This is a genomic window from Citrobacter sp. SX206 (assembly GCF_024181025.1).
Classification (GTDB): domain Bacteria; phylum Pseudomonadota; class Gammaproteobacteria; order Enterobacterales; family Enterobacteriaceae; genus Citrobacter; species Citrobacter youngae.
In genome coordinates, this window is record NZ_CP049738.1 from 460592 (window position 1) to 486118 (window position 25527).

The window sequence follows — 25527 nt, forward strand, 5'->3', positions numbered from 1 at the left end:
TCGCGATGGGTATTTTCTCCATTGCCAACCAGCATATCCGCTTTGCGGTAAAACTGGCCTGCGCGATTGTACTGGCGCTGTTCGTTGGCTTTCACTTCCAGCTTGAGACCCCTCGCTGGGCGGTACTGACCGCAGCCATTGTGGCGGCAGGCCCGGCCTTTGCCGCTGGCGGAGAACCTTATTCAGGCGCTATCCGCTATCGCGGCATGTTGCGTATTGTCGGGACATTTATCGGCTGTATTGCCGCACTGATCATTATCATCAGCATGATCCGCGCCCCGCTATTGATGATCCTGGTGTGTTGTATCTGGGCCGGTTTTTGTACCTGGATCTCTTCACTGGTAAAGATCGAAAACTCCTATGCCTGGGGGCTTTCGGGTTACACGGCTCTGATTATCGTCATTACCATTCAGGCGGAGCCTCTGCTGACGCCACAATTTGCGCTTGAACGCTGCAGCGAGATTGTGATGGGGATTGTCTGCGCTATCATCGCCGACCTGCTCTTTTCGCCCCGTTCAGTGAAACAGGAGATAGATGTCGAGTTAGACAGTCTTCTGGTGGCGCAATATCAGCTTATGCAACTGTGTATAAAGCATGGCGATAGCGAAGAGGTGGACAAGGCCTGGGGCGCTTTAGTTCGTCGTACGGCGGCGCTTGAAGGTATGCGCAGCAACCTGAACATGGAATCCTCACGCTGGGTGCGCGCCAATCGTAGACTCAAGGCATTGAATACGCTGTCGCTCACACTCATCACGCAGTCCTGCGAAACCTATCTTATTCAGAATACGCGACCAGAACTGATTACAGATACCTTCCGCGAGTTGTTTGATACGCCGGTTGAAACGGTGCAGGACGTACATAAACAATTGAAGCGGATGCGCCGCGTGATTGTCTGGACCGGTGAGCGTGATACGCCAGTGACGATCTATAGCTGGGCCGGCGCGGCGACGCGCTACCTGCTGTTGAAACGCGGTGTGGTCAGCAATACCAAAATTAGCGCTATTGAAGAAGAGATCCTGCAAGGCGAACCGGTGGTGAAGGTGGAATCCGCCGAACATCACCATGCGCTGGTCAACTTCTGGCGTACTACGCTGTCCTGTGTGCTGGGAACCTTATTCTGGTTGTGGACCGGCTGGACATCAGGTAGCGGCGCGATGGTCATGATAGCAGTCGTCACCTCGCTGGCCATGCGTTTGCCTAACCCCCGCATGGTGGCCATCGACTTTATCTATGGCACGCTGGCAGCATTGCCGCTGGGGGCGCTCTATTTTCTGGTGATTATCCCCAATACCCAGCAAAGCATGTTGTTGCTGTGTCTGAGTCTGGCGGTGCTGGGATTCTTTCTGGGTATTGAGGTGCAGAAGCGGCGTCTGGGCTCAATGGGGGCGCTGGCGAGCACCATTAACATTATCGTGCTTGATAACCCGATGACGTTCCACTTTAGTCAGTTCCTCGACAGTGCACTGGGGCAGATTGTTGGCTGCGTATTGGCGTTTATCGTTATTCTGTTGGTGCGGGATAACTCGCGTGACAGAACAGGTCGTGTGTTGCTTAACCAGTTTGTGTCGGCAGCGGTCTCCGCAATGACCACCAATGTCGTGCGCCGTAAAGAAAACCACCTTCCGGCGTTGTATCAGCAGCTGTTTTTACTGATGAACAAATTCCCCGGTGATCTGGCAAAGTTCCGCCTGGCACTGACGATGATTATTGCTCACCAGCGTTTACGTGATGCGCCTGTACCGGTAAACGACGATTTATCGGCGTTTCATCGCCAGCTTCGCCGTACCGCCGATCAAGTTATTTCTGCAGTCAATGATGACAAACGCCGACGCTACTTTGGCCAGTTGCTGGAGGAGCTTGATATCTACCAGGAAAAATTAACGCTTTGGGAAGCCCCGCCTCAGGTGACGGAGCCAGTGAAACGACTCACGGGAATGTTGCACAAATACCAGCATGCGCTGACCAGCAATTCATAACTCATCTAACCGGAAGAGGATATCTCTTCCGGTTTCAGTTTTACCGCCCCTGTAATGTCATGATAAACGCGTTCATTAATGTGGAGAGCTGTTCGTCGTACCAGTAGGCATAAAGATCGGCTGGAATAGGGTCATTCAACGGTAAGAAACGAACGCCTGGCCAGTGGATCAATCCGCAGGTTTCTGGCAGCAAAGAGAGACCAATTCCTGCGCTAACCAGCGCCAGCGCTGTTTGCGGTTCGTTAACCTGGTGGGTAATCAGAGGATAAAATCCTACCTCAACACAGCGGTCATGTACCTGACGGGCGAAATTGCTTTGATTGAATGAAAGCGAAATGATGGGGCGTTCAGCGAGCATCGCCAGTGAGACGCTTTGGTGTTGGCAGAGAGGATCGTGTTCAGGTACGGCGAGAGCAACCGCTTCGCGGGAAATCAATTGGCTACGAATATTCGTCTCGGATTGGGGCAGTACGTTCCGGCTAATCGCAATATCAATCGTCCGGGCATGCAAGGCTTCAATTTGCTGATGTTGGGAAAGCTCCTGCAAACTCCAGTTTACGTACGGCTGTTGCTTCTTAAAGTCCTTTAGACGTGTCAGCAGCGTTCCCCACAATGCGCTACCGACTATCCCAATGTTGAAATGCTGATGTTCGCTACGGCCAATCTGTCGCACATAATTGAGGGATTGATCGGTGGTACTCAGGATACGATCGACTTCCGTTTTCAATACCTGCCCGGCTCGCGTGAGAACCACTTTACGGCTGGTACGTTCAAATAGCGTCGTTTCAAGGATCTCTTCCAGTTCTTTAATCTGCATACTCAACGGCGGTTGAGAGATGTTTAACCGGGCCGCGGCCCGGCCAAAGTGCAGCTCGTCAGCGAGAACCTGAAAATAACGCAATGTTCGAAGACGAATTCGGCTATTGGCCTGGAGATCAATCATGCTGGTTACGCGTAAGAGAGGGAGAGAAACGGCATCATGCCGTCCTCCCCAAAGCTTGTCAAACCGCAGCGGATGGCGGGCGGGCGAGACGCTCGGCCTGGCTGCAGGTGACAGCGATAACCAGCGTCAGCAGTAACACACAATAGGCGACAGTTGACGTATTCACCGCCCCCTGCAGACCAAAGTGGCTGTTTACCATGGAGGAGACGCTGGCAAACAGTAGCGTGCCCACTGTGCCGCACGTCAACAAGGCGGAGATCAAGGTTGGTGAACTGCGACTCACCTGCAGTGAACCATAGCTCATCAGGCCGGAGAATAAACCGGAGTTAAAGAAACCAAACACGCCGCACGCTATCAGAATCAGCGTGGTATTGTTGCTGTTGGCAATCAGCGCAATAGAGACCAGACCAATGCTTGCGCAGATCAGCAGGAAAGTGCGCAGTTTCATCCATTTCACGGTGAACTGATTCAGGAACAGGCCAATGGCTTTCGTCACCCAATACACAGTAGTGAATAGCGCGGCATCCTGCGCCTGAAGTGTAAAACGCGATTGCAGGTAGCCCGGTGTCCACATGGTAAAAATGGGTTCAGCCAGCAGGAAAGCAAAGAGAGTAAAACAGATCAAATAGACAGAGATCCCCCAGGGTTCTGACTCTTCCGTTTTCTCGTGTTGCTGCGGCTGCGCAGCCTCTGTCGATGGGAAGCGACAACGCAGGGTAAGTGCCAACATCAACGCGCCCAGACCGCCCATAATCCCATACATCGCAATCCAACTGGCACCCAGTTTAAACATCCAGGCTAACAGTAAGGAAAGGGTTGCTCCGGCAAAGCTGAAAAAGAAATCGGTAAAAATCAGGCTGGAAGAGCGGCTCTTTTCATCGGGATTAATACGGACCACCAGATAACTGCCGATGGTCATAAACACGCCCCCGCAGGCACCAATTCCGGCCACTGCAACGCTAAACAGCGTTAAGGTTGGTTGGATAAAAAGTACTACGCTGATAATCACGGTGAGCGTTGCAGCAATAACTAATGGTTTTTTCAGCCCCCATTTTTTCATCAGAATGCCGCCAAGCATAATAGGCACAAACATTCCGATGTTCATCAGAGTAAAGACCTGCCCGATAAAGCTGGGGTCTTTATGAAAAGCGGCACAAAGTGGCCCAAGCACAATCCCCAGTGTCGACACCAGTGCGCCAACAAAGTAATAGCTCAGGTACGAAACGGCATTGAGATTTGCGCGAGAAAACTGATTGTCTGGCATAACTTTTCTCCAGACGGAGCAGGGCGACCTGTCCGTCTACGGAACCACGATCAGGCGTACTGCTTGAGGAACTGGCTGATCAAACGAATAAAATCTTCGGTTACCATGGCAGCGCATTTCAGCGTTTGTTCATGGGAAAGCTCAACATCACTGAGACCTTCAGCCATATTTGTGATGGCTGAAACGGCCAGTACTTTCAGGCCACAGTGGCGTGCAGCTATCACTTCCGGTACCACCGACATACCGACGACATCGCCGCCCATACGCTGCATCATGCGAATCTCCGCAGCCGTCTCAAAATTAGGTCCAGGATAAGAGACAAAAACCCCTTCATGAAGCGTGATACCCAACTGCTCTGCGGCACCGTGAAGCTGCTGGCGCAGTTCGCGATCGTATGCGTTAGCGAGGCTAAAGAAGCGAGGACCAAAGCGTTCATCGTTCGGCCCGACAAGTGGGGTAGATGGCATGGTGTTGATGTGATCGTTGAGGGCGACCAGACTACCTGCAGGAATATCTACGTTCAGCGAACCCGCGGCGTTGGTACAGAATAAAAATTCGCAGCCCAACAGTTTAAAGGTACGTACGGCATGGGTCATGATGCCCATTCCCAGCCCTTCATAAAAATGCCCACGTCCCTTCATGCAGATGAGGTCGATACCATAAAGCGTTCCCATCACCACTTCCCCGGCATGGCCGATTACGGTGCTGACCGGAAACCCAGGCAATTGTTGATATGAAAGCGTGGTTTTATTTTCCATGCGATCGGCAAGAGCCCCCAGACCTGACCCAAGTATCAGAGCGATACGTGGATGAAAATTGGGTTTTGCAGAACGCAGAATTTCAGCCGCTTCATACGGGGTATCGTTGACAACAGACATGGACATATCGACTCCAGAGACTATTCAGTTGCATGCATTTTGTGGAGGCTTCAATTACAAATCCAATATGATAAATGCGGTTATTGATATGATTTTTATATTGAAAAAATCAGATAAATATCGGATCTATTATTTTTCAGAAAGTTATGGCCAACCTGTTTCATACTGTTTCCGAAACGCAGTCATAGGATTGCACAAAAATGTGATGTATCTCTCTTTGTCTAAACGATGAACAGTTCATTCCTGACGTATTACGCACACTGAGGCAGGGCTATACTTAAGACGAGTATTTAGCTGGGGGTGGTAAACGATGCCTGGACCGCAGGAATATAAAATTTTGCTGGCGGGATAGGGGAAACAGGTTGAGGAAGACCCTGCATATCGGTGGTCTGTGGAGTAACTGGCGTCGGGATGGTGGCTATAGATGAATATCTATACGTTTGATTTTGACGAGATTGAAAATCAGAGTGATTTCTACCGTGAGTTTGCACGTACATTCGGTCTGGCCCGGGAAAAGGTGGTTGATTTAGATTCTTTGTGGGAGGTTGTGGTTGGGGAAATCTTGCCTTTACCTCTGGAAATCGAATTTGTTCATTTACCGGATAAGTTACGCAGGCGATATGGCGCGCTGATTTTACTGTTCGATGAAGCAGAAGAAGAGCTCGAAGGACAGTTACGCTTTAACGTTCGTCACTCAAAACAGGTATAAAAAAGCCCCCGGCAGGCGGGGGCAAGTCGTCGGACTAGACGACGAGGGTTTATTTGTACAATTCTGCGGTTGCATGCCAGTGAGCACCTTCACGGAGTTCAGTGACACGATAGCTGCTGGCGCCCGCTTTTTCTGCTTTAGCGGCGATTGCCTGACGCATATCCATTGGTGAGCTACCGATCTGAGATACAGAGATGGTACCCATGGATTGCAGATTCTGTGCTTCTTGCGAGTTCACCTGATTAACAGCGGCGCTTGCACCGAAAGAGAGAACTGAGAGAAGGCTTAAAGTTGCAACAGTGGTTTTGATTTTCATGATACTTACCTCGTCGAATTCTTTTACTAGGGGTCTTTGTTTCGTGACCCTCATCACAAAATCAAGTATACACTAATCACGCGATAAATTAATACCACGCTAATTGTTTCTATGGTAATCAAGTGTTAAAAAAATTATTTTTTATAACTATATGGAATTAAAAATACAGGTTAGAACTTATTTTTGAAAATAAAATCAATAAATTCATTAGGATATGATATTTTGCAAATTGTGCGTTTTTGATTGGGATCATTCACTGTGTGAATGTATTTTGGCGGTGAAACGCACTATTTGTTAAATGTTCGGTAGTGGAAAGTTGAGAAGGGGAGCAGAAAAGAGAGATTTTTCCCCGCCACAGGGCGTGACGGGGAAGGGGATTACAGTTCTTGTTCAAACAGTTCCAGAATGGCTTCGTACAGGTCTTTGACCGTAAAACCTTTGGCCGGTGTGGTGAAGATGGTATCGTCACCAGCAATCGTTCCAAGAATACCTTCTGCTTTACCCAGTGAATCCAGCAGGCGGGCAATTAGCTGCGCAGCGCCTGGGCTGGTATGAATAACGACAACGGCATCGTTGTAGTCGATATCCAGCACCAGATTTTTCAACGGGCTTGACGTTGTCGGGACTCCCAGCTCTGCAGGCAGACAGTACACCATTTCCATTTTCGCATTGCGGGTACGCACGGCACCAAACTTGGTCAGCATGCGTGAAACCTTGGACTGGTTGATATTATCAAAGCCCTGATCCTGCAACGCGAGGACGATTTCGCCCTGAGAGCTGAATTTTTCTTCTTTAAGCAGCGCTTTAAACGCCTTTACTAATTCTTCTTGTTTTGCCGAGCTTCGCATAAGTCACCCGTAATATGGCGGTAGAAACAACATTATTGTGCATACAGATGAATTTTTATGCAAACGGTCTGCCTCGTTCAAGGCTGAAATAATGTTATGAAAGAGCGGAATTTTATCAAATTTCGTTATCAAGAAACATGCCTGTGTCACGGCTCGCAAATAAGATTAAAAGTAAATTAAATGTTATCAAATTGATGTTGTTTTGAGATGGCTGTAGGGTATATTGTCAGCACCTGTTGGAAAGTTGCTCTACTGTGCGAGTGGTTTTGAATTACGTAACTTAGGTTTTATTTTACGTAAGTTAAATGCATAAAAGCCAAATTTGCGTGACTACGCATTCTTGACGCGTGGTTATTGAATTCGTTGGATTTGTGAATTAAGGTCGCCGCCGCGGAGCAATAGACATTTTGCTTATCAATATAATAAGGAGTTTAGGATGAAAGTTGCAGTCCTCGGCGCTGCTGGTGGTATCGGTCAGGCGCTAGCATTACTGTTAAAAACCCAACTGCCTTCAGGTTCAGAACTCTCCCTGTACGACATCGCTCCAGTAACGCCTGGTGTGGCCGTTGATTTGAGCCATATCCCTACTGCTGTGAAAATCAAAGGCTTCAGCGGTGAAGATGCGACCCCTGCACTGGAAGGTGCTGACGTGGTGCTGATTTCTGCGGGTGTTGCACGTAAACCAGGTATGGACCGTTCTGACCTGTTTAACGTGAATGCTGGCATCGTGAAGAATCTGGTGCAGCAGGTTGCTACAACTTGCCCGAAAGCGTGTATCGGTATCATCACTAACCCAGTGAACACGACCGTTGCTATTGCTGCTGAAGTGCTGAAAAAAGCAGGCGTATACGATAAGAACAAACTGTTTGGCGTAACTACGCTGGACATCATCCGCTCCAACACCTTTGTGGCGGAACTGAAAGGCAAGCAGCCTGGCGACGTTGAAGTCCCGGTTATCGGTGGACACTCTGGTGTGACCATTCTGCCGCTGCTGTCACAAATCCCTGGTGTAAGCTTCACTGAACAAGAAGCGGCCGACCTGACCAAACGTATCCAGAACGCGGGTACTGAAGTTGTGGAAGCAAAAGCCGGTGGCGGGTCTGCAACCCTGTCTATGGGTCAGGCTGCAGCACGTTTCGGTCTGTCACTGGTTCGCGCGCTGAGCGGCGAAAAAGGTGTGGTGGAATGTGCTTACGTTGAAGGCGATGGCCAGTATGCTCGCTTCTTCTCTCAGCCGCTGCTGCTGGGCAAAAATGGCGTAGAAGAACGTCAGTCCATCGGTAAACTGAGCGCGTTCGAACAAAGCTCGCTGGAAGGCATGCTGGATACGCTGAAGAAAGATATCACGCTGGGCGAAGAGTTCGTTAAATAACTCTTTTCGGTAGGCCTGATAAGACGTTTTGCGTCGCCATAAGGCATACAGATGCCGGATGCGGTGTAAACACCTTATCTGGCCTACAAGCCCATCGAAATGTTAAAAAAACCGGATGATTTCCGGTTTTTTTATATCCGCGTTAGTTCGTCGCCGGATATTCCTGAATCGTGACCTGCAGCGTCAACTGCTTGTCATCGCGCATCACGACCACGGAGATAACCGAACCGGGGCGAATCTCAGCGACCTGATCCATGGTCTCCAGCGCTGATACTGCCGGTTTATTATTTACCGAAATGATGAGGTCGTTGACCTGAATTCCGGCCTGGGCCGCCGGGCCATCCGGTGCCACTTCGTTCACGACAATCCCCTGAATTTGATCCATGCCGCTACCTTGTGCATGCAGCGGTGCAATTTCACGCCCGCTGATGCCGATGTAGCCACGAATAACGCGCCCGTCGCGGATCAGCTTATCCATGATTTTCGTCGCCAACTGAAACGGAATGGCAAAGCCAATCCCTTCCGGCGTTTCACCATCATTGCTTTTATCAAACGACAGTGTGTTAATCCCCATCAACTCACCCAGAGAGTTAACCAGCGCACCGCCAGAGTTACCATGGTTAATGGAGGCATCCGTTTGCAGGAAGTTTTGCCGGCCCGTTGGGTTCAGGCCAATACGCCCCGTGGCGCTGATGATCCCCTGAGTGATGGTTTGCCCAAGGTTGTACGGGTTACCAATGGCAAGCACGACATCACCAATATGCGGTACACGTTTGTTATTAATCGGGATCGTCGGCAACCCGCCTGCTGCGTTGATTTTCAGCACCGCAAGGTCGGTTAAGGTATCGGAGCCAACAAGCAGCGCTTCAAAGACACGCCCATCCTGCAATGCGACGATGATTTGGTCGGCATCATTAATGACGTGCTTGTTGGTAATGATATAGCCGCGCTGATCCATGATCACGCCTGAACCGAGCGTGCGGATCTCAAGCTGGTTATGCGTCGTGCTGTTCATACTGCGGTTGTACACGTTGACCACGGCAGGCGCAGCACGGCGAACTGCCGGGTTATAGCTGGCAGGTGTTTCATCTGTGCTGTCGAACTGTGGTGCGGTAAGCGTATTAATTTTGCGCAGAGAGGGCATCGCGGCCAGCAGAATGGCGCCGACGATTAAACCAATCGCGACCGAACGTAAAAGCTTCACAAACATGATGGCGGCGTCATTAAAAAAGGGAACGGCAGCAGCATATCACGAGTTTACCGGACATCACATGGGGGGCTGATGTCCGGTTGTCCAGGTTAACGCAAAAGCAGGTAAATACTCTCGTTTCCACGAACGACCTGCAGAGCAATGATTGACGGTTTCGTTTCCAGCACTTTACGCATTTCGGCAATCGAGTTCACCCGATCGCGGTTAACGGCGATGATGACGTCATCTTTATGCAGGCCGGCCTGTGCGGCTGGGCTACTTTTTTCAACGTTATCAATTCGAATACCTTTGGCACCGTCTTTTAGCTGCCCGTCGCTGAGCGTGGCCCCTTGCAACGCCGGTGCAATCATTTCCGCACTGGCGGAAGATGATGTACTGGTATCCAGCGTCACTTCAACTTCCAATGGTTTACCGTTACGCAGCAGGCCCAGTTTGACTTTGGTCCCCGGTTCGGTTGTCGCAATACGTGACCGCAGTTCGGCGAAACTACTGAGCGGTTTGCCGTTAAGACTGGTAATAACATCACCGGATTTCACGCCCGCTTTTGCGGAACCTGAGTTAGGCAGAACTTCGCTGACAAACGCGCCACGTTGTACATCCAGTTTGAATGCTTTAGCGATGTCAGCGGTCATTTCAGTACCTTTAATACCCAGCAGGCCGCGTTTGATTTCGCCAAACTGCATTAACTGCTGCGCCAGCGTACGCGCCATGTTACTGGGGATAGCAAAGCCGATCCCAATGCTGCCGCCGCCAGGCGCCAGAATGGCGGTATTGATACCAATCAGCTCACCGTTGAGGTTGAGCAACGCACCGCCAGAGTTACCGCGGTTAATAGACGCATCGGTCTGAATAAAGTTTTCCAGACCTTCCAGGTTCAACCCGCTACGACCCAAAGCCGATACGATGCCGGAGGTGGCAGTTTGCCCCAAACCAAACGGGTTACCCACGGCTACCGCGAAATCACCCACGCGGAGTTTGTCGGAGTCGGCAATGGCAATTTGCGTCAGGTTGCTGGGATGTTGAATTTGCAGCAGAGCGATGTCGCTCTGATCGTCGCTGCCGATAAGCTTAGCGTCGAACTCGCGGCCATCGTTCAGCTGAACGCTAATTTTCTGTGCCTGATTAATAACGTGGTTGTTGGTCAGAACATAGCCTTTGGCAGCGTCAATAATGACCCCGGAACCTAACCCTTCAAAAGGTTGGGAAGGTTGATCGGGCAGTTCATCACCAAAAAACTTTTTGAACTCTTCCGGGACTTTCTGCCCCTGAGTGGCGGTACCTTCGACTCTCACGCTAACCACGGCTGGTAACACTTTTTCCAGCATCGGGGCGAGGCTGGGAAGCGCTGCCTGTCCGGGGACCTGACCGGGAATCGACGCAATGGCCTGGAATGGCGCCGAGAGAGTTAACCCGACACTTAACGCTAATGCACTCAACAGCTGGGTTTGTTTTTTCATGGATCCTGCTCTCGTACCTTGAGTAAACGGAAGATGATTCAAAACAGTTTGATGTTATTGAATTTTCGGTTTGGTCACAATGAGGCTAACGACTAAATAATAGCTGGGACGGGAAGAGAAGCAGAGGGCGCAATTGCTGCGCCCCATAAATTTCTTAACGATGTGCAGTTAGTCGCGCTTTGCGCCACTACGCAGCAGGCCGGAAGCCCCTTCGGAATAGTCACGCGGCATCTGAACCGGCGCCTGATCGTTACCCGCTTCAGACTCAGCCAGACGATTGCGGAATGGGTTATTTTCCGCTGACATGCCCGGCAGCAGGTTGCTGGAGCTTTTCGCCATATGCTGGTAGATCTGACGATAATCGTCCGCCATGTTATCCAGCAATTCAGCGCTGCGGGCAAAGTGGCTCACCAGCTCTTCGCGGTACTCTTCCAGTTCAGCTTTGTTCTTTTCCAGTTCGTACTGTAATGCCTGCTGTTGGCGTAATTTACGATTACCAAAACGCATGGCTACAGCACCAATAATGATACCGACGACTAACCCAATTAGCGCATATTCCCAGGTCATGAACATCTCCCGTTGTCTTTTGTTTCCGTAGGGTGTTGGCTTTAGGCTCCATGCCTGCGCCTGATTATGCCACTATAACCGCTAATCCCGTAGAAGTGGAATCCCGTGTTTATATCACGTAATGTAGAACGGCCTTTTTTTCGTCAATCGTGAGCGACGGCACATCGATTCTCAAGGAATAACAATAACATCATGCAAAGCCTTTCCCCGACATCGCGATACCTGCAGGCCCTTAACGACGGCAGCCATCAACCCGACAACGTACAACAAGAAGCGGTGAATCGACTGGAAACGATTTACCAGGAGCTCACGACGATTACGCCTCCAGCGGCGCAGGAGAGTGGACTGATGGCCCGCTTTGGTAAATTGCTGGGTAAGCGTGAGCCGAAGGAAAACACGCCGGTGCGTGGTCTGTATATGTGGGGGGGCGTAGGGCGTGGAAAAACCTGGCTGATGGATCTGTTCTACCATAGCCTGCCGGGCGGACGTAAACAGCGTTTGCACTTTCACCGTTTTATGCTGCGCGTCCATGAAGAGCTTACCGCCCTGCAGGGGCAGAGCGATCCGCTGGAAATCATTGCCGACCGTTTTAAGGCCGAAACGGACGTGCTGTGCTTTGACGAGTTTTTTGTTTCTGACATCACCGATGCCATGCTGCTCGGCGGTCTGATGAAGGCGCTGTTTGCCCGTGGCATTACGCTGGTCGCGACCTCCAATATTCCGCCAGATGAACTGTATCGTAACGGTTTGCAACGTACGCGCTTCCTTCCCGCTATCGAAGCCATTAAACAGTATTGCGACATCATGAACGTGGACGCCGGCGTTGACTACCGGTTACGTACGTTAACTCAGGCACACTTATGGCTGGCCCCGCTTAATGATGAAACGCGGCGGCAGATGGATAAGCTCTGGCTGGCCTTGGCGGGCGCGAAAGGTGATCACGCGCCGACGCTGGAGATTAACCACCGCCCGATGCAGACGCTGGCCGTTGAGAACCAGACGCTGGCGGTATCGTTCACTACGTTGTGCGTCGATGCTCGCAGTCAGCACGATTACATCGCCTTGTCGCGCCTGTTCCACACGGTGCTGCTGTCTGATGTACCGGTCATGACGACGCTGATGGAGAGTGAGGCACGACGCTTTATCGCGCTGGTGGATGAGTTCTACGAACGCCACGTTAAGCTGGTGGTCAGCGCCGCAGCGCCTTTATATGAAATCTACCAGGGCGAGCGCCTGAAGTTTGAATTCCAGCGTTGTTTGTCGCGTTTGCAGGAGATGCAAAGCGAGGAGTATCTGAAGCGGGAACATTTAGCTGGTTAAACCTGCCGCAAATCACATAAAGGGGTCGATCTTTGACCCTGACTTCTCTATAATCTTGCGACCCCACGTTACGAGAGAGTTTTTTTCCCAAAACTTTCTATGCGCCGGCATAGGCTATTCGAAGGGGTAGGTTTGCTGGACAATGTCGTGTGAACCTCAACTGACAAAACGTTTGGGTGTTCACCAACGTGTAACTTATTTATTTGGGTAAGCTTTTAATGAAAACTTTTACAGCTAAACCAGAAACCGTAAAACGCGACTGGTATGTTGTTGACGCGACCGGTAAAACTCTGGGCCGTCTGGCTTCCGAACTGGCTCTGCGCCTGCGCGGTAAGCACAAAGCGGAATACACTCCGCACGTAGATACCGGTGATTACATCATCGTTCTGAACGCTGACAAAGTTGCTGTAACCGGCAACAAGCGTACTGACAAAGTGTACTATCACCACACCGGCCACATCGGTGGTATCAAACAAGCGACCTTTGAAGAGATGATTGCTCGCCGTCCTGAGCGTGTGCTTGAAATCGCGGTTAAAGGCATGCTGCCAAAAGGCCCGCTGGGTCGTGCTATGTTCCGTAAACTGAAAGTTTACGCTGGCAACGAGCACAACCACGCGGCACAGCAACCGCAAGTTCTTGACATCTAATCGGGATTATAGGCAATGGCTGAAAATCAATACTACGGCACTGGTCGCCGCAAAAGTTCCGCAGCTCGCGTTTTCATCAAACCGGGTAGCGGTAAAATCGTAATCAACCAACGTTCTCTGGAACAGTACTTCGGTCGTGAAACTGCCCGCATGGTAGTTCGTCAGCCGCTGGAACTGGTCGACATGGTTGAGAAACTGGATCTGTACATCACTGTTAAAGGTGGTGGTATCTCTGGTCAGGCTGGTGCGATCCGTCACGGTATCACCCGCGCTCTGATGGAGTACGACGAGTCCCTGCGTGGCGAACTGCGTAAAGCTGGCTTCGTTACCCGTGATGCTCGTCAGGTTGAACGTAAGAAAGTCGGTCTGCGTAAAGCACGTCGTCGTCCTCAGTTCTCCAAACGTTAATTGTACTCTGCTCCGGCAGACGACAATTTGCGAAAAAACCCGCTTCGGCGGGTTTTTTTATGGTTATTTTCTCCGCGTAGAACCACGGTAATTCGCTGATTGCCACCTCTTTTTCCCCATTTCCAGAATCGACTCACCACAAAGGTCACAAAATCTGGTAAACTATCATCCAATTTTCTGCCCAAATGTCCGGTATCGCTCATTTTTTGTTTGTATTTTGAACAGTAATGGCTTTCCCGAATCTGGGTGACATCACTTCTGGCTGGTCACATAGTGGCTGGTAGCAGTAAAAATTCTGAATATACCTGGAGGTTTTCATGGCTGTCGCTGCCAACAAACGTTCGGTAATGACGCTGTTTTCTGGTCCTACTGACATCTATAGCCATCAGGTCCGCATTGTGCTGGCTGAGAAAGGTGTTAGTTTCGAGATTGAGCACGTGGAGAAGGATAATCCACCGCAGGATCTGATCGACCTCAACCCGAATCAGAGCGTACCGACACTGGTGGATCGTGAGCTGACCCTGTGGGAATCTCGCATCATTATGGAATACCTGGATGAGCGTTTCCCGCATCCTCCGCTGATGCCGGTTTACCCGGTTGCGCGTGGTGAGAGCCGCCTGTACATGCAGCGTATTGAAAAAGACTGGTACACGCTGATGAACGTCATCGTGAACGGTTCCGCATCTGAAGCCGATGTTGCACGTAAACGTCTGCGTGAAGAGCTGCTGGCAATTGCCCCAGTCTTTGGTCAAAAACCGTATTTCCTGAGCGATGAGTTCAGCCTGGTCGATTGCTACCTGGCGCCGCTGCTGTGGCGTTTACCGCAGCTGGGTATTGAATTCAACGGTGCAGGTTCGAAAGAACTGAAAGGGTATATGACCCGCGTCTTTGAACGTGACTCTTTCCTGGCTTCTCTGACTGAGCCTGAACGTGAAATGCGTCTGGGCCGGGGTTAACCTGTATGGATTTGCCACAGTTAACGCCACGCCGTCCGTATCTGCTGCGCGCATTCTATGAGTGGTTGCTAGACAACCAGCTCACGCCGCACCTGGTGGTGGATGTGACGCTCCAGGACGTGCAGGTTCCGATGGAATATGCACGTGACGGGCAAATTGTTTTGAATATTGCGCCGCGTGCCGTGGGCAATCTGGAACTGGCAAACGACGAAGTGCGCTTTAACGCGCGCTTTGGCGGCGTGCCGCGCAACGTTTCCGTACCACTGGCGGCGGTACTCGCGATCTATGCCCGTGAAAACGGCGCAGGAACGATGTTTGAACCTGAAGCGGCCTATGACGAAGATGTCGACAGCCTCAATGATGACGATGTCGCGCCTGAGAGCGAAAACGAAACGGTGATGTCGGTGATTGATGGCGATAAACCGGATAATCACGATGACGATCCTGACGACACACCGCCGCCTCCTCGCGGTGGGCGTCCGGCGCTACGCGTAGTGAAATAATCAAACAGGCCCTTGCGGGCCTGTTTTGCATTCTGCGTCAGATATCAATAAAACAGCGCGATAGTGGCAATCATATTGACCACAAATCCTATCGCCATTGGGATGGCTGTCCGTTTTACTACCTCAAAAGGCGACACGCCAGCAATACCGGATGTCACGACAATCACAGCGGTAATCGGTGAAACCGCACGTGCCAGCGTGGTGGCGAAGTGCATCGGCATAATCATCACAACCGCAGGAATATGCAGCCCCGCAGCAATATCCGGGATCAGACTGGCGAATGACATAAACGGTGCATTCCCGGATCCCATCACAATTGCGCAGGCGGCGATAACCACGGCCATAATGATCATCACACCGATACCGCCAAGCCCGGAGTGTTCCGCACCTTTAATCACCGCATCGACGGTGCCGATAGTGGTTAAACCCTTGGCAAAGATCTCACCGGCCACCACCAGTGTGACGACGTTGGCAAACTGTGTTCCCATGCCGTCAAAAAACGCCTGCACATCATCCATAGTCTCACGCAGATTATGTTTATGAAAAAACTCCACAAACATGGTCAGCGACAAACTCATTAGCATCACCACCACCAGATTCAACTCTGCCTGCATTAATCCCATATGCGCCAGCAACAGCGAGCCCAACATCAGGAGCAGCGGCATCACCGGTAAAATGGCGTAATAGAGTGGCGGCACATCTTCCAGCGTCTTTTGTTCATTGAAGCCTGTGCTGTCTGGTTGTGTTTTTTGATCAAACCGGCGTTGAACGAAGAAGTGTGCGATGGCGACGGCGATGATGACGCAGGATGCGACAGGAAGTTGGTAGTGGAAGAAATAAGTGGCTATTTTCATCCCCGCAACCTGTGCGGCGAAAATTGAGTTAGTTTCCAGAATGCCCCATTCAATCGACATCGAAGTGGCAATGACCGCTACCGCGGATAAACGGCTCACGCCCAGGCTGACCAGCGTTGGGAAGAGCGTAACCATCAGCAGCATGCCCAATCCGGAAGCACTGGTGATGAACTGTGCCATGATTTGACCAATTACATACGTCGCGGCAAGCACAATATAGGGTGAGTGGATGTGCTTAAGTGGGCGGCTCAACAGGCTGACCATTGCCCGGCTGGCTCCCATTCTGTCCATATAGCGGGCATAACCGCCCACCGCCATGATGGATAACCCCAGTCCGGCCGCCCGGTTTGAAAGCATACGAAGAATTTCATTATAAATATCGACCAGCAGATAACCGCTGCTTTTGTCGCTGGCGACCAGTGCGCCGTACCCCAACCAGACGCCGCAGATCATCAGGAAGATCCCGGCTGCTGCCAGTACTACCTGTGGTTTGTAGTTTTTGAGGATCAGGTAACCCATCGTTAATAAAACGATGACAGAGATAATAATGCCGAACATTTTTTCACTCCATGCCAGAGAAGAAGATAAATCCGGTAATAACGCTGTTTTAAATGCGGATGTTATATTTTTTCTGGCATGTGTTTTGGAGTGGACATCGTGTTTTTATAATCGAGATTTGGTTATTTTTCGTTTTAAAATAGTGGCTTATGATTTATTTTAAAGATGATATTCGCAGATTTCATAAAGTTAGTTTTATCCCATGGTAATAAAAAACTGTCCGCTCAATCATTCATATTTAAATATATGAATTTTATATATCATCGGTATGAGCATATCCCCCACAGACCACCATTTCACCCTGCTTTCGATCCTGTGTTACGATGAACTCGCTGTTATTTGTCACCACGACTTAGCTGAATGGACCCTATGAACGCATTTGATTCGCAAGCTGAAGACTCTCCATCCACCATTGGCCGTAGCTTACGCAGCCGCCCGCTGGCGCGTAAAAAACTGTCTGAAATGGTTGAGGAAGAACTTGAACAGATGATTCGCCGTCGGGAATTTGGCGAAGGGGAACAGTTGCCGTCAGAGCGAGAACTGATGGCTTTTTTCAATGTTGGCCGTCCTTCTGTACGAGAAGCGCTGGCGGCGTTAAAGCGTAAAGGTCTGGTGCAAATTAACAACGGTGAACGCGCCCGCGTTTCACGTCCTTCGGCCGATACGATTATCAGCGAACTGTCCGGCATGGCGAAAGATTTCCTCTCACATCCTGGTGGTATTTCCCATTTTGAGCAGCTGCGATTGTTCTTTGAGTCCAGCCTGGTGCGTTATGCCGCAGAGCATGCCACTGACGAGCAAATCGACAGACTGGCGAAAGCACTGGAGATCAACAGTCAGTCGCTGGAAGACAATGCGCTCTTCATCCGTTCAGATGTTGACTTCCACCGTGTGCTGGCAGAGATCCCGGGCAACCCCATCTTTATGGCGATCCATGTTGCGCTGTTAGACTGGTTAATAGCTGCCCGTCCGGCCGTCGCCGATCAAGAATTGTATGAGCACAATAACGTGAGTTATCAGCAGCATATCGCTATTGTCGACGCGATTCGCCAGCGCGATCCTGAAGAAGCAGACCGCGCACTGCAAGAACATCTCAATAGCGTTTCCGCAACCTGGCACGCCTTCAGCAAAAGTAAAAAATTGCGTAAGTAATCGCGATCCTGACGATCTTTTAGTGAAGCAGATCGCACTATAAGCGTTCTGTATTGTATTGCTGCTTATTTGATCTGGTATAACAGGTATAAAGGTATGTAGTCAGACAACACTAATCATCTTCAGAGGTCGTTATGGCAAGAAATTTAAAAGGCGTAATGCCAGCGTTATTAACTCCATTCGATAACCAGCAGAAACTGGACACCGAGAGCTTGCGCCGTCTGGTGCGTTTTAACATTGGGCAGGGCGTTGATGGGCTCTATGTCGGTGGCTCAACGGGTGAGGCCTTTGTCCAAAACCGCGCTGAAAGAGAGCAGGTGCTGGAAATTGTTGCTGAAGAAGCGAAAGGTAAAGTGACCTTAATTGCCCACGTTGGCACGGTGAGCACTGAAGAGAGCCAGCAGCTGGCGAGCGCTGCGCATCGCTACGGATTTGATGCGGTTTCGGCCGTTACGCCGTTTTACTATCCGTTCAGCTTTGAAGAGCACTGCGATCACTACCGCGCAATTATTGATTCCGCCGATGGCTTACCGATGGTGGTCTATAACATCCCGGCACTGAGCGGCGTAAAACTGACGCTGGATCAGATCAACACGTTGGTGACGTTGCCGGGCGTTGGCGCGCTGAAGCAAACCTCAGGCGATCTCTATCAAATGGAACAGATCCGCCGCGCTCACCCCGATCTGGTGCTTTACAACGGCTATGACGAGATCTTCGCTTCTGGGTTGCTGGCCGGTGCGGATGGTGGGATTGGCAGTACTTACAACATCATGGGATGGCGTTATCAGGGAATTGTGAAAGCGCTCAAAGAAGGCGATATCCGGGCTGCACAAAAGCTGCAAACCGAGTGCAATGAGGTTATCGATCTGCTCATCAAGGTTGGCGTATTCCGCGGTCTGAAAACGGTACTGCACTATATGGATGTGGTTTCTGTACCTCTGTGCCGTAAACCGTTCGCTCCGGTAGATGAACAATATTTGCCAGAACTGAAAGCGCTGGCGAACCAACTGCTGGCGGAAAAATCGTAACCGCGGGTCGCCGGGGGCGCTTCGCTTGCCCGGCCTGGATTTTTCGACCGTAGGCCGGATCGGGCAAAGCCGCCATCCGGCTCAACAACAAAGATCGTCGGGAGAGTAAAATGAGTACTTCTACCCAGAGCATCCCGTGGTATCGCCATCTCAATCGGGCACAATGGCGGGCATTTTCCGCCGCCTGGCTGGGGTATTTGCTTGATGGTTTTGATTTTGTATTAATCGCCCTTGTACTGACCGAAGTACAAGGCGAATTCGGACTGACGACGGTGCAGGCGGCCAGTTTGATCTCCGCCGCCTTTATCTCCCGCTGGTTTGGCGGGTTAATGCTGGGTGCGATGGGTGATCGTTATGGACGTCGCCTGGCAATGGTCACCAGCATCATTCTGTTCTCAGTGGGGACGCTGGCCTGTGGCTTCGCGCCAGGCTACACCACCATGTTTATCGCCCGCCTGGTAATCGGTATGGGAATGGCAGGTGAGTACGGTTCCAGCGCGACTTATGTTATTGAAAGCTGGCCTAAACACCTGCGAAATAAAGCCAGCGGCTTCCTGATTTCTGGTTTCTCCGTTGGCGCGGTGATCGCTGCGCAGGTCTACAGCCTGGTGGTTCCGGTCTGGGGATGGCGTGCGCTGTTCTTCATCGGCATTCTGCCGATTATCTTTGCCCTCTGGCTGCGTAAAAATATTCCGGAGGCAGAGGACTGGAAAGAAAAACACGCAGGTAAAGCGCCAGTGCGCACTATGGTGGATATTCTCTACCGGGGCGAGCATCGGGTAATTAATATTCTGATGACGATCGCCGCTGCAACCGCGCTGTGGTTCTGCTTTGCTGGCGACCTGCAAAATGCGGCTATCGTGGCGGTCCTCGGCCTGATATGTGCGTTTATTTTCATTAGCTTTATGGTGCAAAGCAGCGGTAAACGTTGGCCGACGGGTGTGATGCTGATGGTTGTCGTGCTGTTCGCATTTCTCTACTCGTGGCCGATTCAGGCGCTGCTGCCAACGTATTTGAAAACTGAACTGATGTATGACCCTTCAACGGTTGCCAGGGTCCTGTTCTTTAGTGGCTTTGGTGCGGCGGTTGGCTGCTGCGTCGGTGGTTTCCTTGGCGACTGGCTGGGTACCCGCAAGGCTTATGTGTGCAGTCTGCTGGCTTCGCAGTTGCTGATTATCCCTGTGTTTGCGATTGGCGGGGCCAACGTCTGGGTTCTGGGTTTGCTACTGTTTTTCCAGCAAATGCTTGGGCAGGGGATCTCCGGGATCTTACCAAAACTTATTGGTGGTTATTTCGATACCGACCAACGTGCCGCGGGACTGGGGTTCACCTACAACGTAGGGGCACTTGGTGGGGCACTGGCACCGATCATCGGGGCGCTGATTGCACAACGTCTGGATCTGGGCACAGCGCTGGGATCGCTCTCTTTCGGCCTGACATTTGTGGTGATCCTGTTGATTGGCCTTGATATGCCGTCTCGTGTACAGCGTTGGCTGCGGCCTGAAGCACTACGTACACATGATGCCATTGATGGTAAACCGTTTAGTGGAGCCGTGCCGTTTGGCGGCGATAAAAGCACCATGGTGAAATCAAAAAGTTAATCCGCTTGCCCGGCGTTGAGCCGGGCAAGATTCGAAAGGGAAGATGTATGTCGTTACTTGAGCTACTGGATAAAAAGATTGCCGCTGATGGCGGACTGATTGTCTCCTGCCAGCCCGTTCCTGACAGCCCGCTGGATAAACCTGAAATTGTCGCCGCCATGGCGCTGGCAGCCGAGCAGGCTGGTGCGGTGGCGCTGCGTATTGAAGGCGTGGAAAACCTGCAGGCGACCCGGGCGGTCGTTTCGCTGCCAATTATAGGTATTCTGAAACGCGATCTTGCTGACTACCCGTTACGCATCACTGCATTTTTAGGTGATGTCGATGCGTTGGCGCAGGCGGGAGCTGACATTATAGCGATTGATGGTACAGACCGCGTGCGTCCTGTTCCCGTCGCCGCACTGTTGGCACGAATTCATCAACATCACTGTCTGGCCATGGCCGACTGTTCGTCGCTGGAAGACGGCCTGGCCTGCCAGCAACTCGGCGCGGAAATTATTGGTACGACGCTGTCGGGTTATACGACACCAGAAACACCAGATGAGCCTGATCTGGCGCTGGTGAAAGCGTTACGTGATGCCGGGTGTCGGGTGATTGCCGAAGGACGTTATAACACGCCAGCACAAGCAGCTGAAGCCATGCGCCACGGGGCCTGGGCGGTGACAGTGGGTTCTGCTATTACCCGACTGGAACACATTTGCCAGTGGTACACCACGGCGATGAAAAAGGCCGCGCTATGACCACCCTGGCGATTGATATCGGCGGTACTAAACTGGCCGCTGCACTGGTTGATGGTCGCCTGCAAATGCGTGACCGTCACGAACTTCCGACACCCGCCAGCAAAACACCACAAGCGCTGCGAGCTGCACTGGAAGCGCTGATTGAGCCGTTGCTGGCACAGGCTCAGCGCGTGGCGATTGCCTCAACCGGCATCATCCGTGAGGGCGCGCTCCTGGCACTGAATCCATTAAATCTGGGGGGATTGATGCATTTCCCGCTGGTGCAAACGCTGGAGTCATTCACCGGTCTACCGACGTTGGCGGTGAATGACGCACAGGCCGCTGCGTGGGCTGAATATCATGCACTTGGCGGGAAATACCACGATATGGCGTTTATTACTGTATCGACCGGTGTTGGTGGCGGCGTGGTTAGCAACGGAAAGTTGTTAACCGGAGCCGGGGGGCTGGCGGGGCATGTAGGTCATACACTGGCGGACCCGTATGGTCCGCAATGTGGTTGTGGACGAGTGGGGTGCGTGGAGGCTATCGCTTCTGGCCGTGGGATTGCAGCGGCAGCCGAAGGCTCACTTGCTGGATGTGATGCAAAAACTATTTTTAGCCGGGCCAGACAAGGGGATGAACAGGCGTGTCAATTGATCCAGCGATCGGCATGCACGTTGGCACGTCTGATTGCCGATGTGAAGGCGACAACCGACTGCCAGTGCGTTGTTATTGGCGGAAGCGTCGGGTTGGCTGAAGGTTATCTGGCGCAGGTGAAAGCCTGGCTGGCACAGGAACCCGCGACTTATCACGTGAAATTACTGGCGGCACATTACCGTCATGACGCTGGACTACTGGGGGCCGCGCTGTTGGCCCAGGGAGAATGATGATGATGTCAGGGGATTTACAGTCTCAGCTTTCTGCTGGATTGCATCCAGTATTGCAGCAGGCATTAACGCAGGCTGTTGCGGCAAAACCGCAGGATAAAGCACCGGGGCGCTATGAGCTGCAAGGTGAGAATGTCTTTATGAACGTCATGCAGTTTGTTACGCAACAACCGGAGCAAAAGAAAGCGGAGTTGCACGAGCAATATATTGATATTCAGGTACTGCTGGCGGGTGAAGAACGTATTCTGTTTGGTATGACGGGGTCTGCCCGGCAGTGTGAAGAGATGCATATTGCAGAGGATTATCAGCTGTGCGGTGAGATTCATGATGAACAGGCCATTACGCTCATCCCTGGTACGTTCGCAATTTTCATGCCCGGTGAACCACATAAACCGGGCTGTGTGGCGGGGACTCCAGCGGAAATCAAAAAAGTGGTTGTGAAGGTGCGCGCCAGTTTGTTAGCTGCCTGACAGAAAATATTTCGCCATAAGTTTTTGCCGCAGGCTGTGAGTCTGCGGCTATTTCCGAAAAGAAAATCTAGCGCTTAAACGTTACTGCTTCCGGCTGCGTCAGATGCAGCGTGGTCTGGCTTGGCACTGTCTCGGCAATAACCCGCCCATGGCGAATTGAATAACGTGCAGGTGTCTGGCGGCGAACCGCATCAAATCCATTTTCTGCAGGTAAAATCACCAGGTTAGCGGAATTCCCAATACTTAAACCGTAGTCCTGTAAGTGTAGGGTTTTCGCGCTGTGGGTGGTGATGAGATTTAGCCCATCATTGATTTGTCCGTACCCCATCAACTGACACACATGTAATCCCATATGCAGAACTTGCAGCATATTCGCGGTTCCCAATGGGTACCACGGGTCAAAAACGTCATCATGGCCGAAGCAGACGTTGATGTCCGCTTCCAGCATCTCCTTGACGCGGGTGATGCCACGGCGCTTAGGATAGGTGTCAAAACGTCCTTGCAGGTGAATATTCACTAGCGGATTCGCGACGAAGTTAATACCTGACATTTTTAACAGACGGAAAAGGCGGGAAGCATATGCGCCGTTGTAGGAATGCATCGCTGTGGTGTGGCTGGCTGTCACGCGCGATCCCATGCCATCGCGATGTGCCAGCGCCGCGACGGTTTCAACAAAGCGCGATTGCTCATCATCAATCTCGTCACAGTGCACATCGATAAGTCGGTCATACTTCTGTGCCAGGGCGAAAGTTTTGTGCAGCGACTCTACGCCATATTCACGCGTGAATTCAAAGTGAGGAATTGCGCCAATGACGTCGGCACCCAAACGCACAGCTTCTTCTAGCAGCGCTTCGCCGTTGGGATAAGAAAGAATACCTTCCTGTGGGAACGCCACAATCTGCAGCTCCACCCACGGTGCCACTTCTTGCTTCACTTCCAGCATGGCTTTCAGCGCCGTCAGCGTAGGATCGGAAACGTCTACGTGAGTTCGGACATACTGGATGCCGTTGGCCATCTGCCACTTGAGAGTCTGCATGGCGCGGGTCTTCACGTCTTCGTGGGTGAGCATCGCCTTGCGTTCGGCCCAGCGCTCAATACCTTCAAACAACGTACCCGATTGGTTCCAACTGGGCTCCCCTGCAGTTTGCGTGGTGTCCAGATGGATATGTGGCTCAACGAACGGTGGAATGGCCAGCCCGCCTTCAGCATCAAGCACCTTGCCCTGTGGCGCAGATGCTGTTTCCTGGGGATCAATACGGCTAAAACGCCCGTTTTCAATCGTGATTTGCCACAATCCTTCACGCCCCTGCAGACGGGTTTGAGTTAGAGTGATGGTGTTATTCTGCATGGCTGACCTCCGGGGATTTAGCAAGGCTGCGATTGAAAAGTGGGTTCAGCAGGATATAGCTGAATACGCCGCCAAGTACGGCGTTGACCGGCACAATACCGGGAATATAGTGACCTGCGGCAATGCCTAATGCAACGGACAAGATAGCTATCCAGTTGACGGGAATAAACTGTGCTGTGTTGAAGTTGGTGTACCGGCGGTGGTTTAACAGATAATCGGCAATAATCACTCCGCCAATAGGCGGGATGGCCGCCGACAGGAATGTCAGCCAGCCGACAAAGTTATTGTAAAGCCATAATGCGCACAGTGTGCCGATAATACCGTTGGCCACGGACAATGTGCGGCTGGAAAGGCCGGTAATATTGGCAAATCCCAGACCGGAGGCGTACAGCGCGTTGTCATTGGTTGTCCAGATATTCAGGCCGAGAACGATGATCGCGGGCAGCAGCAGTCCCTGGGCAATCATCACGTCAGAGATATCCGCCTGTCCTACCGCGGCGGCTCCGGCGGCTCCGAAGATAAACATCAGCGAGTTGCCAAGGAAAAACGCCACCATGGCGATCAGCACTGCGCCTTTGGCGTTGCGACCAAAGCGAACGAAGTCGGCGGTTAATGTTCCTGCGCTGACAAACGATCCGACGACCAGCGCCAGTGCTGTGGAAAAATTCAGCGGTGTCTGCGGCACAATTGCTTTTAAATGATCCAATCCCCCCACATCGCTCACTGCCAGCCAGACAGAGTAACTGCCAAGAACGACGATGGCGGGGACGGCGATGATGGACAAAATGGTGAGTGCCGAGATACCAAAGAAGATGGTCATGGTCATCAGCAGACCGGAAACTGCAATCAGGATGTTGACGTCAATTCCCGTCGCTTTACCCACCGGGATGGCGAACATTGCCACGCCGACGCCAAACCAGCCCACCTGTGTGCCGCCTAGTAGCATTGAGGGAAGCCATGAACCTTTTATGCCAAATGAGTAACGTGCGAGGAGGTGGGTAGAGAGACCTGTTTTTGCGCCAATATAACCGAGAAATGCAGTGTAAATACCGAGGAGAAGATTACCGAAGAGAACTGCCAGGAAGAAATCATTATAGGAAAGACCGGTACCGAGTGTGCCACCGGTCCACATACTGGCGGAAAAAAATGTAAGCCCCAACATGACAAATGTTAGTGGAACCACGCCTTTCCGCGCTGCCAGAGGGACGGGGCCCTGGCTATAATTGTTGTCCTGCGACACAACGCCTCCTTGAATTTTGCCCAAAAAATCCGCCGCATCATATACAGTTCTCAGAATAAAGCAAACGATTACGTATAATCTTTACATGGTTATTATTTATGGTGTTGATGATTGCGTTGATTTTTGGGCTCGACATTTTTAACCGATAAGAAGCGGACAAACGCCGACCAGGGTAGTGGAAAAGATTAAGTCAGTTACGCCAAATGGTAAGATTCTGCAGACACTGTCTGCGGAATTTCAATGTACTGAATATACAGCTGTATTTGTGAGCGGCTTTCGAAAAATGATTCCGCATGTAT

The 25527-nt window shown here is 51.5% G+C and carries 25 protein-coding genes and 1 pseudogene; 14 read left to right on the forward strand and 12 right to left on the reverse strand.

The genetic code is table 11. From position 1 onward, the window contains the following. The first annotated feature begins 5 nt into the window (after window positions 1-5). The gene (gene aaeB / locus G8S19_RS02260) at window positions 6-1976 is read left to right on the forward strand and encodes a p-hydroxybenzoic acid efflux pump subunit AaeB (RefSeq protein WP_048213453.1); all 1971 of its coding nucleotides are present in this window, start codon (window positions 6-8) and stop codon (window positions 1974-1976) included. 40 nt (window positions 1977-2016) lie between these two features. Here the strand turns inward: aaeB and G8S19_RS02265 are convergent, their stop codons facing one another. Genes G8S19_RS02265 through xapA form a run of 3 tightly spaced genes read right to left on the reverse strand, consistent with a single transcriptional unit; the run spans window position 2017 to window position 5067 of the window. Next, window positions 2017-2919: a LysR family transcriptional regulator gene (locus G8S19_RS02265; RefSeq protein WP_048213452.1), complete on the reverse strand. Its 903-nt coding sequence runs from the start codon at window positions 2917-2919 to the stop codon at window positions 2017-2019. Between the two features lie 58 nt (window positions 2920-2977). After that, window positions 2978-4183 carry an MFS transporter TsgA gene (gene tsgA / locus G8S19_RS02270; protein ID WP_061068701.1) on the reverse strand — a complete coding sequence of 402 codons (1206 nt, stop codon included), beginning with the start codon at window positions 4181-4183 and terminating at the stop codon, window positions 2978-2980. Window positions 4184-4233: 50 nt separating this feature from the next. Next, window positions 4234-5067 (reverse strand): xanthosine phosphorylase, encoded by an 834-nt coding sequence (gene xapA / locus G8S19_RS02275; protein ID WP_048213450.1) that lies wholly within the window; start codon window positions 5065-5067, stop codon window positions 4234-4236. A gap of 418 nt (window positions 5068-5485) precedes the next feature. Here xapA and G8S19_RS02280 point away from each other — a divergent pair, with 418 nt between their 5' ends. Beyond that, entirely contained in the window at window positions 5486-5770 is a 285-nt protein-coding gene (locus G8S19_RS02280; protein WP_048213449.1) for a hypothetical protein, read from the forward strand. Between the two features lie 49 nt (window positions 5771-5819). Here G8S19_RS02280 and yhcN read toward each other — a convergent pair whose 3' ends face one another. Continuing rightward, window positions 5820-6086 (reverse strand): peroxide/acid stress response protein YhcN, encoded by a 267-nt coding sequence (gene yhcN / locus G8S19_RS02285; protein WP_005121357.1) that lies wholly within the window; start codon window positions 6084-6086, stop codon window positions 5820-5822. A gap of 377 nt (window positions 6087-6463) precedes the next feature. Beyond that, window positions 6464-6934, reverse strand: coding sequence for a transcriptional regulator ArgR (gene argR, locus G8S19_RS02290; RefSeq protein WP_003025162.1), 471 nt, complete (start codon window positions 6932-6934; stop codon window positions 6464-6466). A gap of 436 nt (window positions 6935-7370) precedes the next feature. Here argR and mdh point away from each other — a divergent pair, with 436 nt between their 5' ends. Then, the gene (gene mdh / locus G8S19_RS02295) at window positions 7371-8306 is read left to right on the forward strand and encodes a malate dehydrogenase (protein ID WP_040234161.1); all 936 of its coding nucleotides are present in this window, start codon (window positions 7371-7373) and stop codon (window positions 8304-8306) included. Window positions 8307-8448: 142 nt separating this feature from the next. On the opposite strand, the gene degS is transcribed toward mdh, so the two are convergent. The 3 genes from degS to zapG all read right to left on the reverse strand — a co-directional run bounded on the left by degS (window position 8449) and on the right by zapG (window position 11540). Further along, window positions 8449-9516, reverse strand: a complete 1068-nt coding sequence (gene degS / locus G8S19_RS02300; protein ID WP_005121354.1) for an outer membrane-stress sensor serine endopeptidase DegS — start codon at window positions 9514-9516, stop codon at window positions 8449-8451. Window positions 9517-9605: 89 nt separating this feature from the next. After that, window positions 9606-10973: a serine endoprotease DegQ gene (gene degQ / locus G8S19_RS02305; RefSeq protein WP_137364768.1), complete on the reverse strand. Its 1368-nt coding sequence runs from the start codon at window positions 10971-10973 to the stop codon at window positions 9606-9608. A 168-nt stretch (window positions 10974-11141) separates the two neighbouring features. Further along, window positions 11142-11540 (reverse strand): Z-ring associated protein ZapG, encoded by a 399-nt coding sequence (gene zapG, locus G8S19_RS02310; protein ID WP_048213446.1) that lies wholly within the window; start codon window positions 11538-11540, stop codon window positions 11142-11144. Window positions 11541-11732: 192 nt separating this feature from the next. On the opposite strand from zapG, the gene zapE reads away from it, so the two are divergent. The 5 genes from zapE (at window position 11733) to sspB (ending at window position 15374) form a co-directional block, all read left to right on the forward strand. Further along, window positions 11733-12860, forward strand: coding sequence for a cell division protein ZapE (gene zapE / locus G8S19_RS02315; RefSeq protein WP_142879354.1), 1128 nt, complete (start codon window positions 11733-11735; stop codon window positions 12858-12860). A gap of 218 nt (window positions 12861-13078) precedes the next feature. Further along, a complete protein-coding gene (gene rplM, locus G8S19_RS02320; RefSeq protein ID WP_003025141.1) occupies window positions 13079-13507 on the forward strand; it encodes a 50S ribosomal protein L13 in 429 nt (142 codons plus the stop codon). Window positions 13508-13522: 15 nt separating this feature from the next. Then, window positions 13523-13915, forward strand: coding sequence for a 30S ribosomal protein S9 (rpsI, locus tag G8S19_RS02325; RefSeq protein WP_003025138.1), 393 nt, complete (start codon window positions 13523-13525; stop codon window positions 13913-13915). Between the two features lie 317 nt (window positions 13916-14232). Then, the gene (sspA, locus tag G8S19_RS02330) at window positions 14233-14871 is read left to right on the forward strand and encodes a stringent starvation protein SspA (protein ID WP_048213444.1); all 639 of its coding nucleotides are present in this window, start codon (window positions 14233-14235) and stop codon (window positions 14869-14871) included. A 5-nt stretch (window positions 14872-14876) separates the two neighbouring features. Beyond that, window positions 14877-15374, forward strand: coding sequence for a ClpXP protease specificity-enhancing factor (gene sspB, locus G8S19_RS02335; protein ID WP_048213443.1), 498 nt, complete (start codon window positions 14877-14879; stop codon window positions 15372-15374). Window positions 15375-15418: 44 nt separating this feature from the next. On the opposite strand, the gene dcuC is transcribed toward sspB, so the two are convergent. Further along, entirely contained in the window at window positions 15419-16786 is a 1368-nt protein-coding gene (dcuC, locus tag G8S19_RS02340; protein WP_048213442.1) for an anaerobic C4-dicarboxylate transporter DcuC, read from the reverse strand. Between the two features lie 360 nt (window positions 16787-17146). Between dcuC and nanR the strand changes: the two genes are divergently transcribed. The 6 genes from nanR (at window position 17147) to nanQ (ending at window position 22640) form a co-directional block, all read left to right on the forward strand. Further along, the gene (gene nanR / locus G8S19_RS02345) at window positions 17147-17938 is read left to right on the forward strand and encodes a transcriptional regulator NanR (RefSeq protein WP_048213441.1); all 792 of its coding nucleotides are present in this window, start codon (window positions 17147-17149) and stop codon (window positions 17936-17938) included. A 134-nt stretch (window positions 17939-18072) separates the two neighbouring features. Continuing rightward, window positions 18073-18966 (forward strand): N-acetylneuraminate lyase, encoded by an 894-nt coding sequence (gene nanA, locus G8S19_RS02350; RefSeq protein ID WP_116361149.1) that lies wholly within the window; start codon window positions 18073-18075, stop codon window positions 18964-18966. 110 nt (window positions 18967-19076) lie between these two features. After that, window positions 19077-20567: a sialic acid transporter NanT gene (gene nanT, locus G8S19_RS02355; protein WP_061068696.1), complete on the forward strand. Its 1491-nt coding sequence runs from the start codon at window positions 19077-19079 to the stop codon at window positions 20565-20567. Between the two features lie 47 nt (window positions 20568-20614). After that, window positions 20615-21304, forward strand: a complete 690-nt coding sequence (locus G8S19_RS02360; RefSeq protein ID WP_253686014.1) for an N-acetylmannosamine-6-phosphate 2-epimerase — start codon at window positions 20615-20617, stop codon at window positions 21302-21304. Further along, the gene (nanK, locus tag G8S19_RS02365; protein WP_115601390.1) at window positions 21301-22170 is read left to right on the forward strand and encodes an N-acetylmannosamine kinase; all 870 of its coding nucleotides are present in this window, start codon (window positions 21301-21303) and stop codon (window positions 22168-22170) included. The genes G8S19_RS02360 and nanK overlap by 4 nt, the downstream gene beginning before the upstream one ends. Before the next feature lie 2 nt (window positions 22171-22172). Then, on the forward strand, window positions 22173-22640 hold the full coding sequence (nanQ, locus tag G8S19_RS02370; protein ID WP_116361161.1) for an N-acetylneuraminate anomerase: 468 nt from the start codon (window positions 22173-22175) through the stop codon (window positions 22638-22640). A 67-nt stretch (window positions 22641-22707) separates the two neighbouring features. Here nanQ and G8S19_RS02375 read toward each other — a convergent pair whose 3' ends face one another. The 3 genes and pseudogenes from G8S19_RS02375 to G8S19_RS22450 all read right to left on the reverse strand — a co-directional run. Next, window positions 22708-23988 (reverse strand): cytosine deaminase, encoded by a 1281-nt coding sequence (locus G8S19_RS02375; RefSeq protein WP_142879355.1) that lies wholly within the window; start codon window positions 23986-23988, stop codon window positions 22708-22710. Continuing rightward, window positions 23978-25228 (reverse strand): cytosine permease, encoded by a 1251-nt coding sequence (codB, locus tag G8S19_RS02380; protein ID WP_253686016.1) that lies wholly within the window; start codon window positions 25226-25228, stop codon window positions 23978-23980. The genes G8S19_RS02375 and codB overlap by 11 nt, the downstream gene beginning before the upstream one ends. Window positions 25229-25350: 122 nt before the next feature. Continuing rightward, window positions 25351-25485 (reverse strand): annotated as a pseudogene (locus G8S19_RS22450) (DUF1016 domain-containing protein); the annotation flags it as partial. Between the last annotated feature and the right edge of the window lie 42 nt (window positions 25486-25527).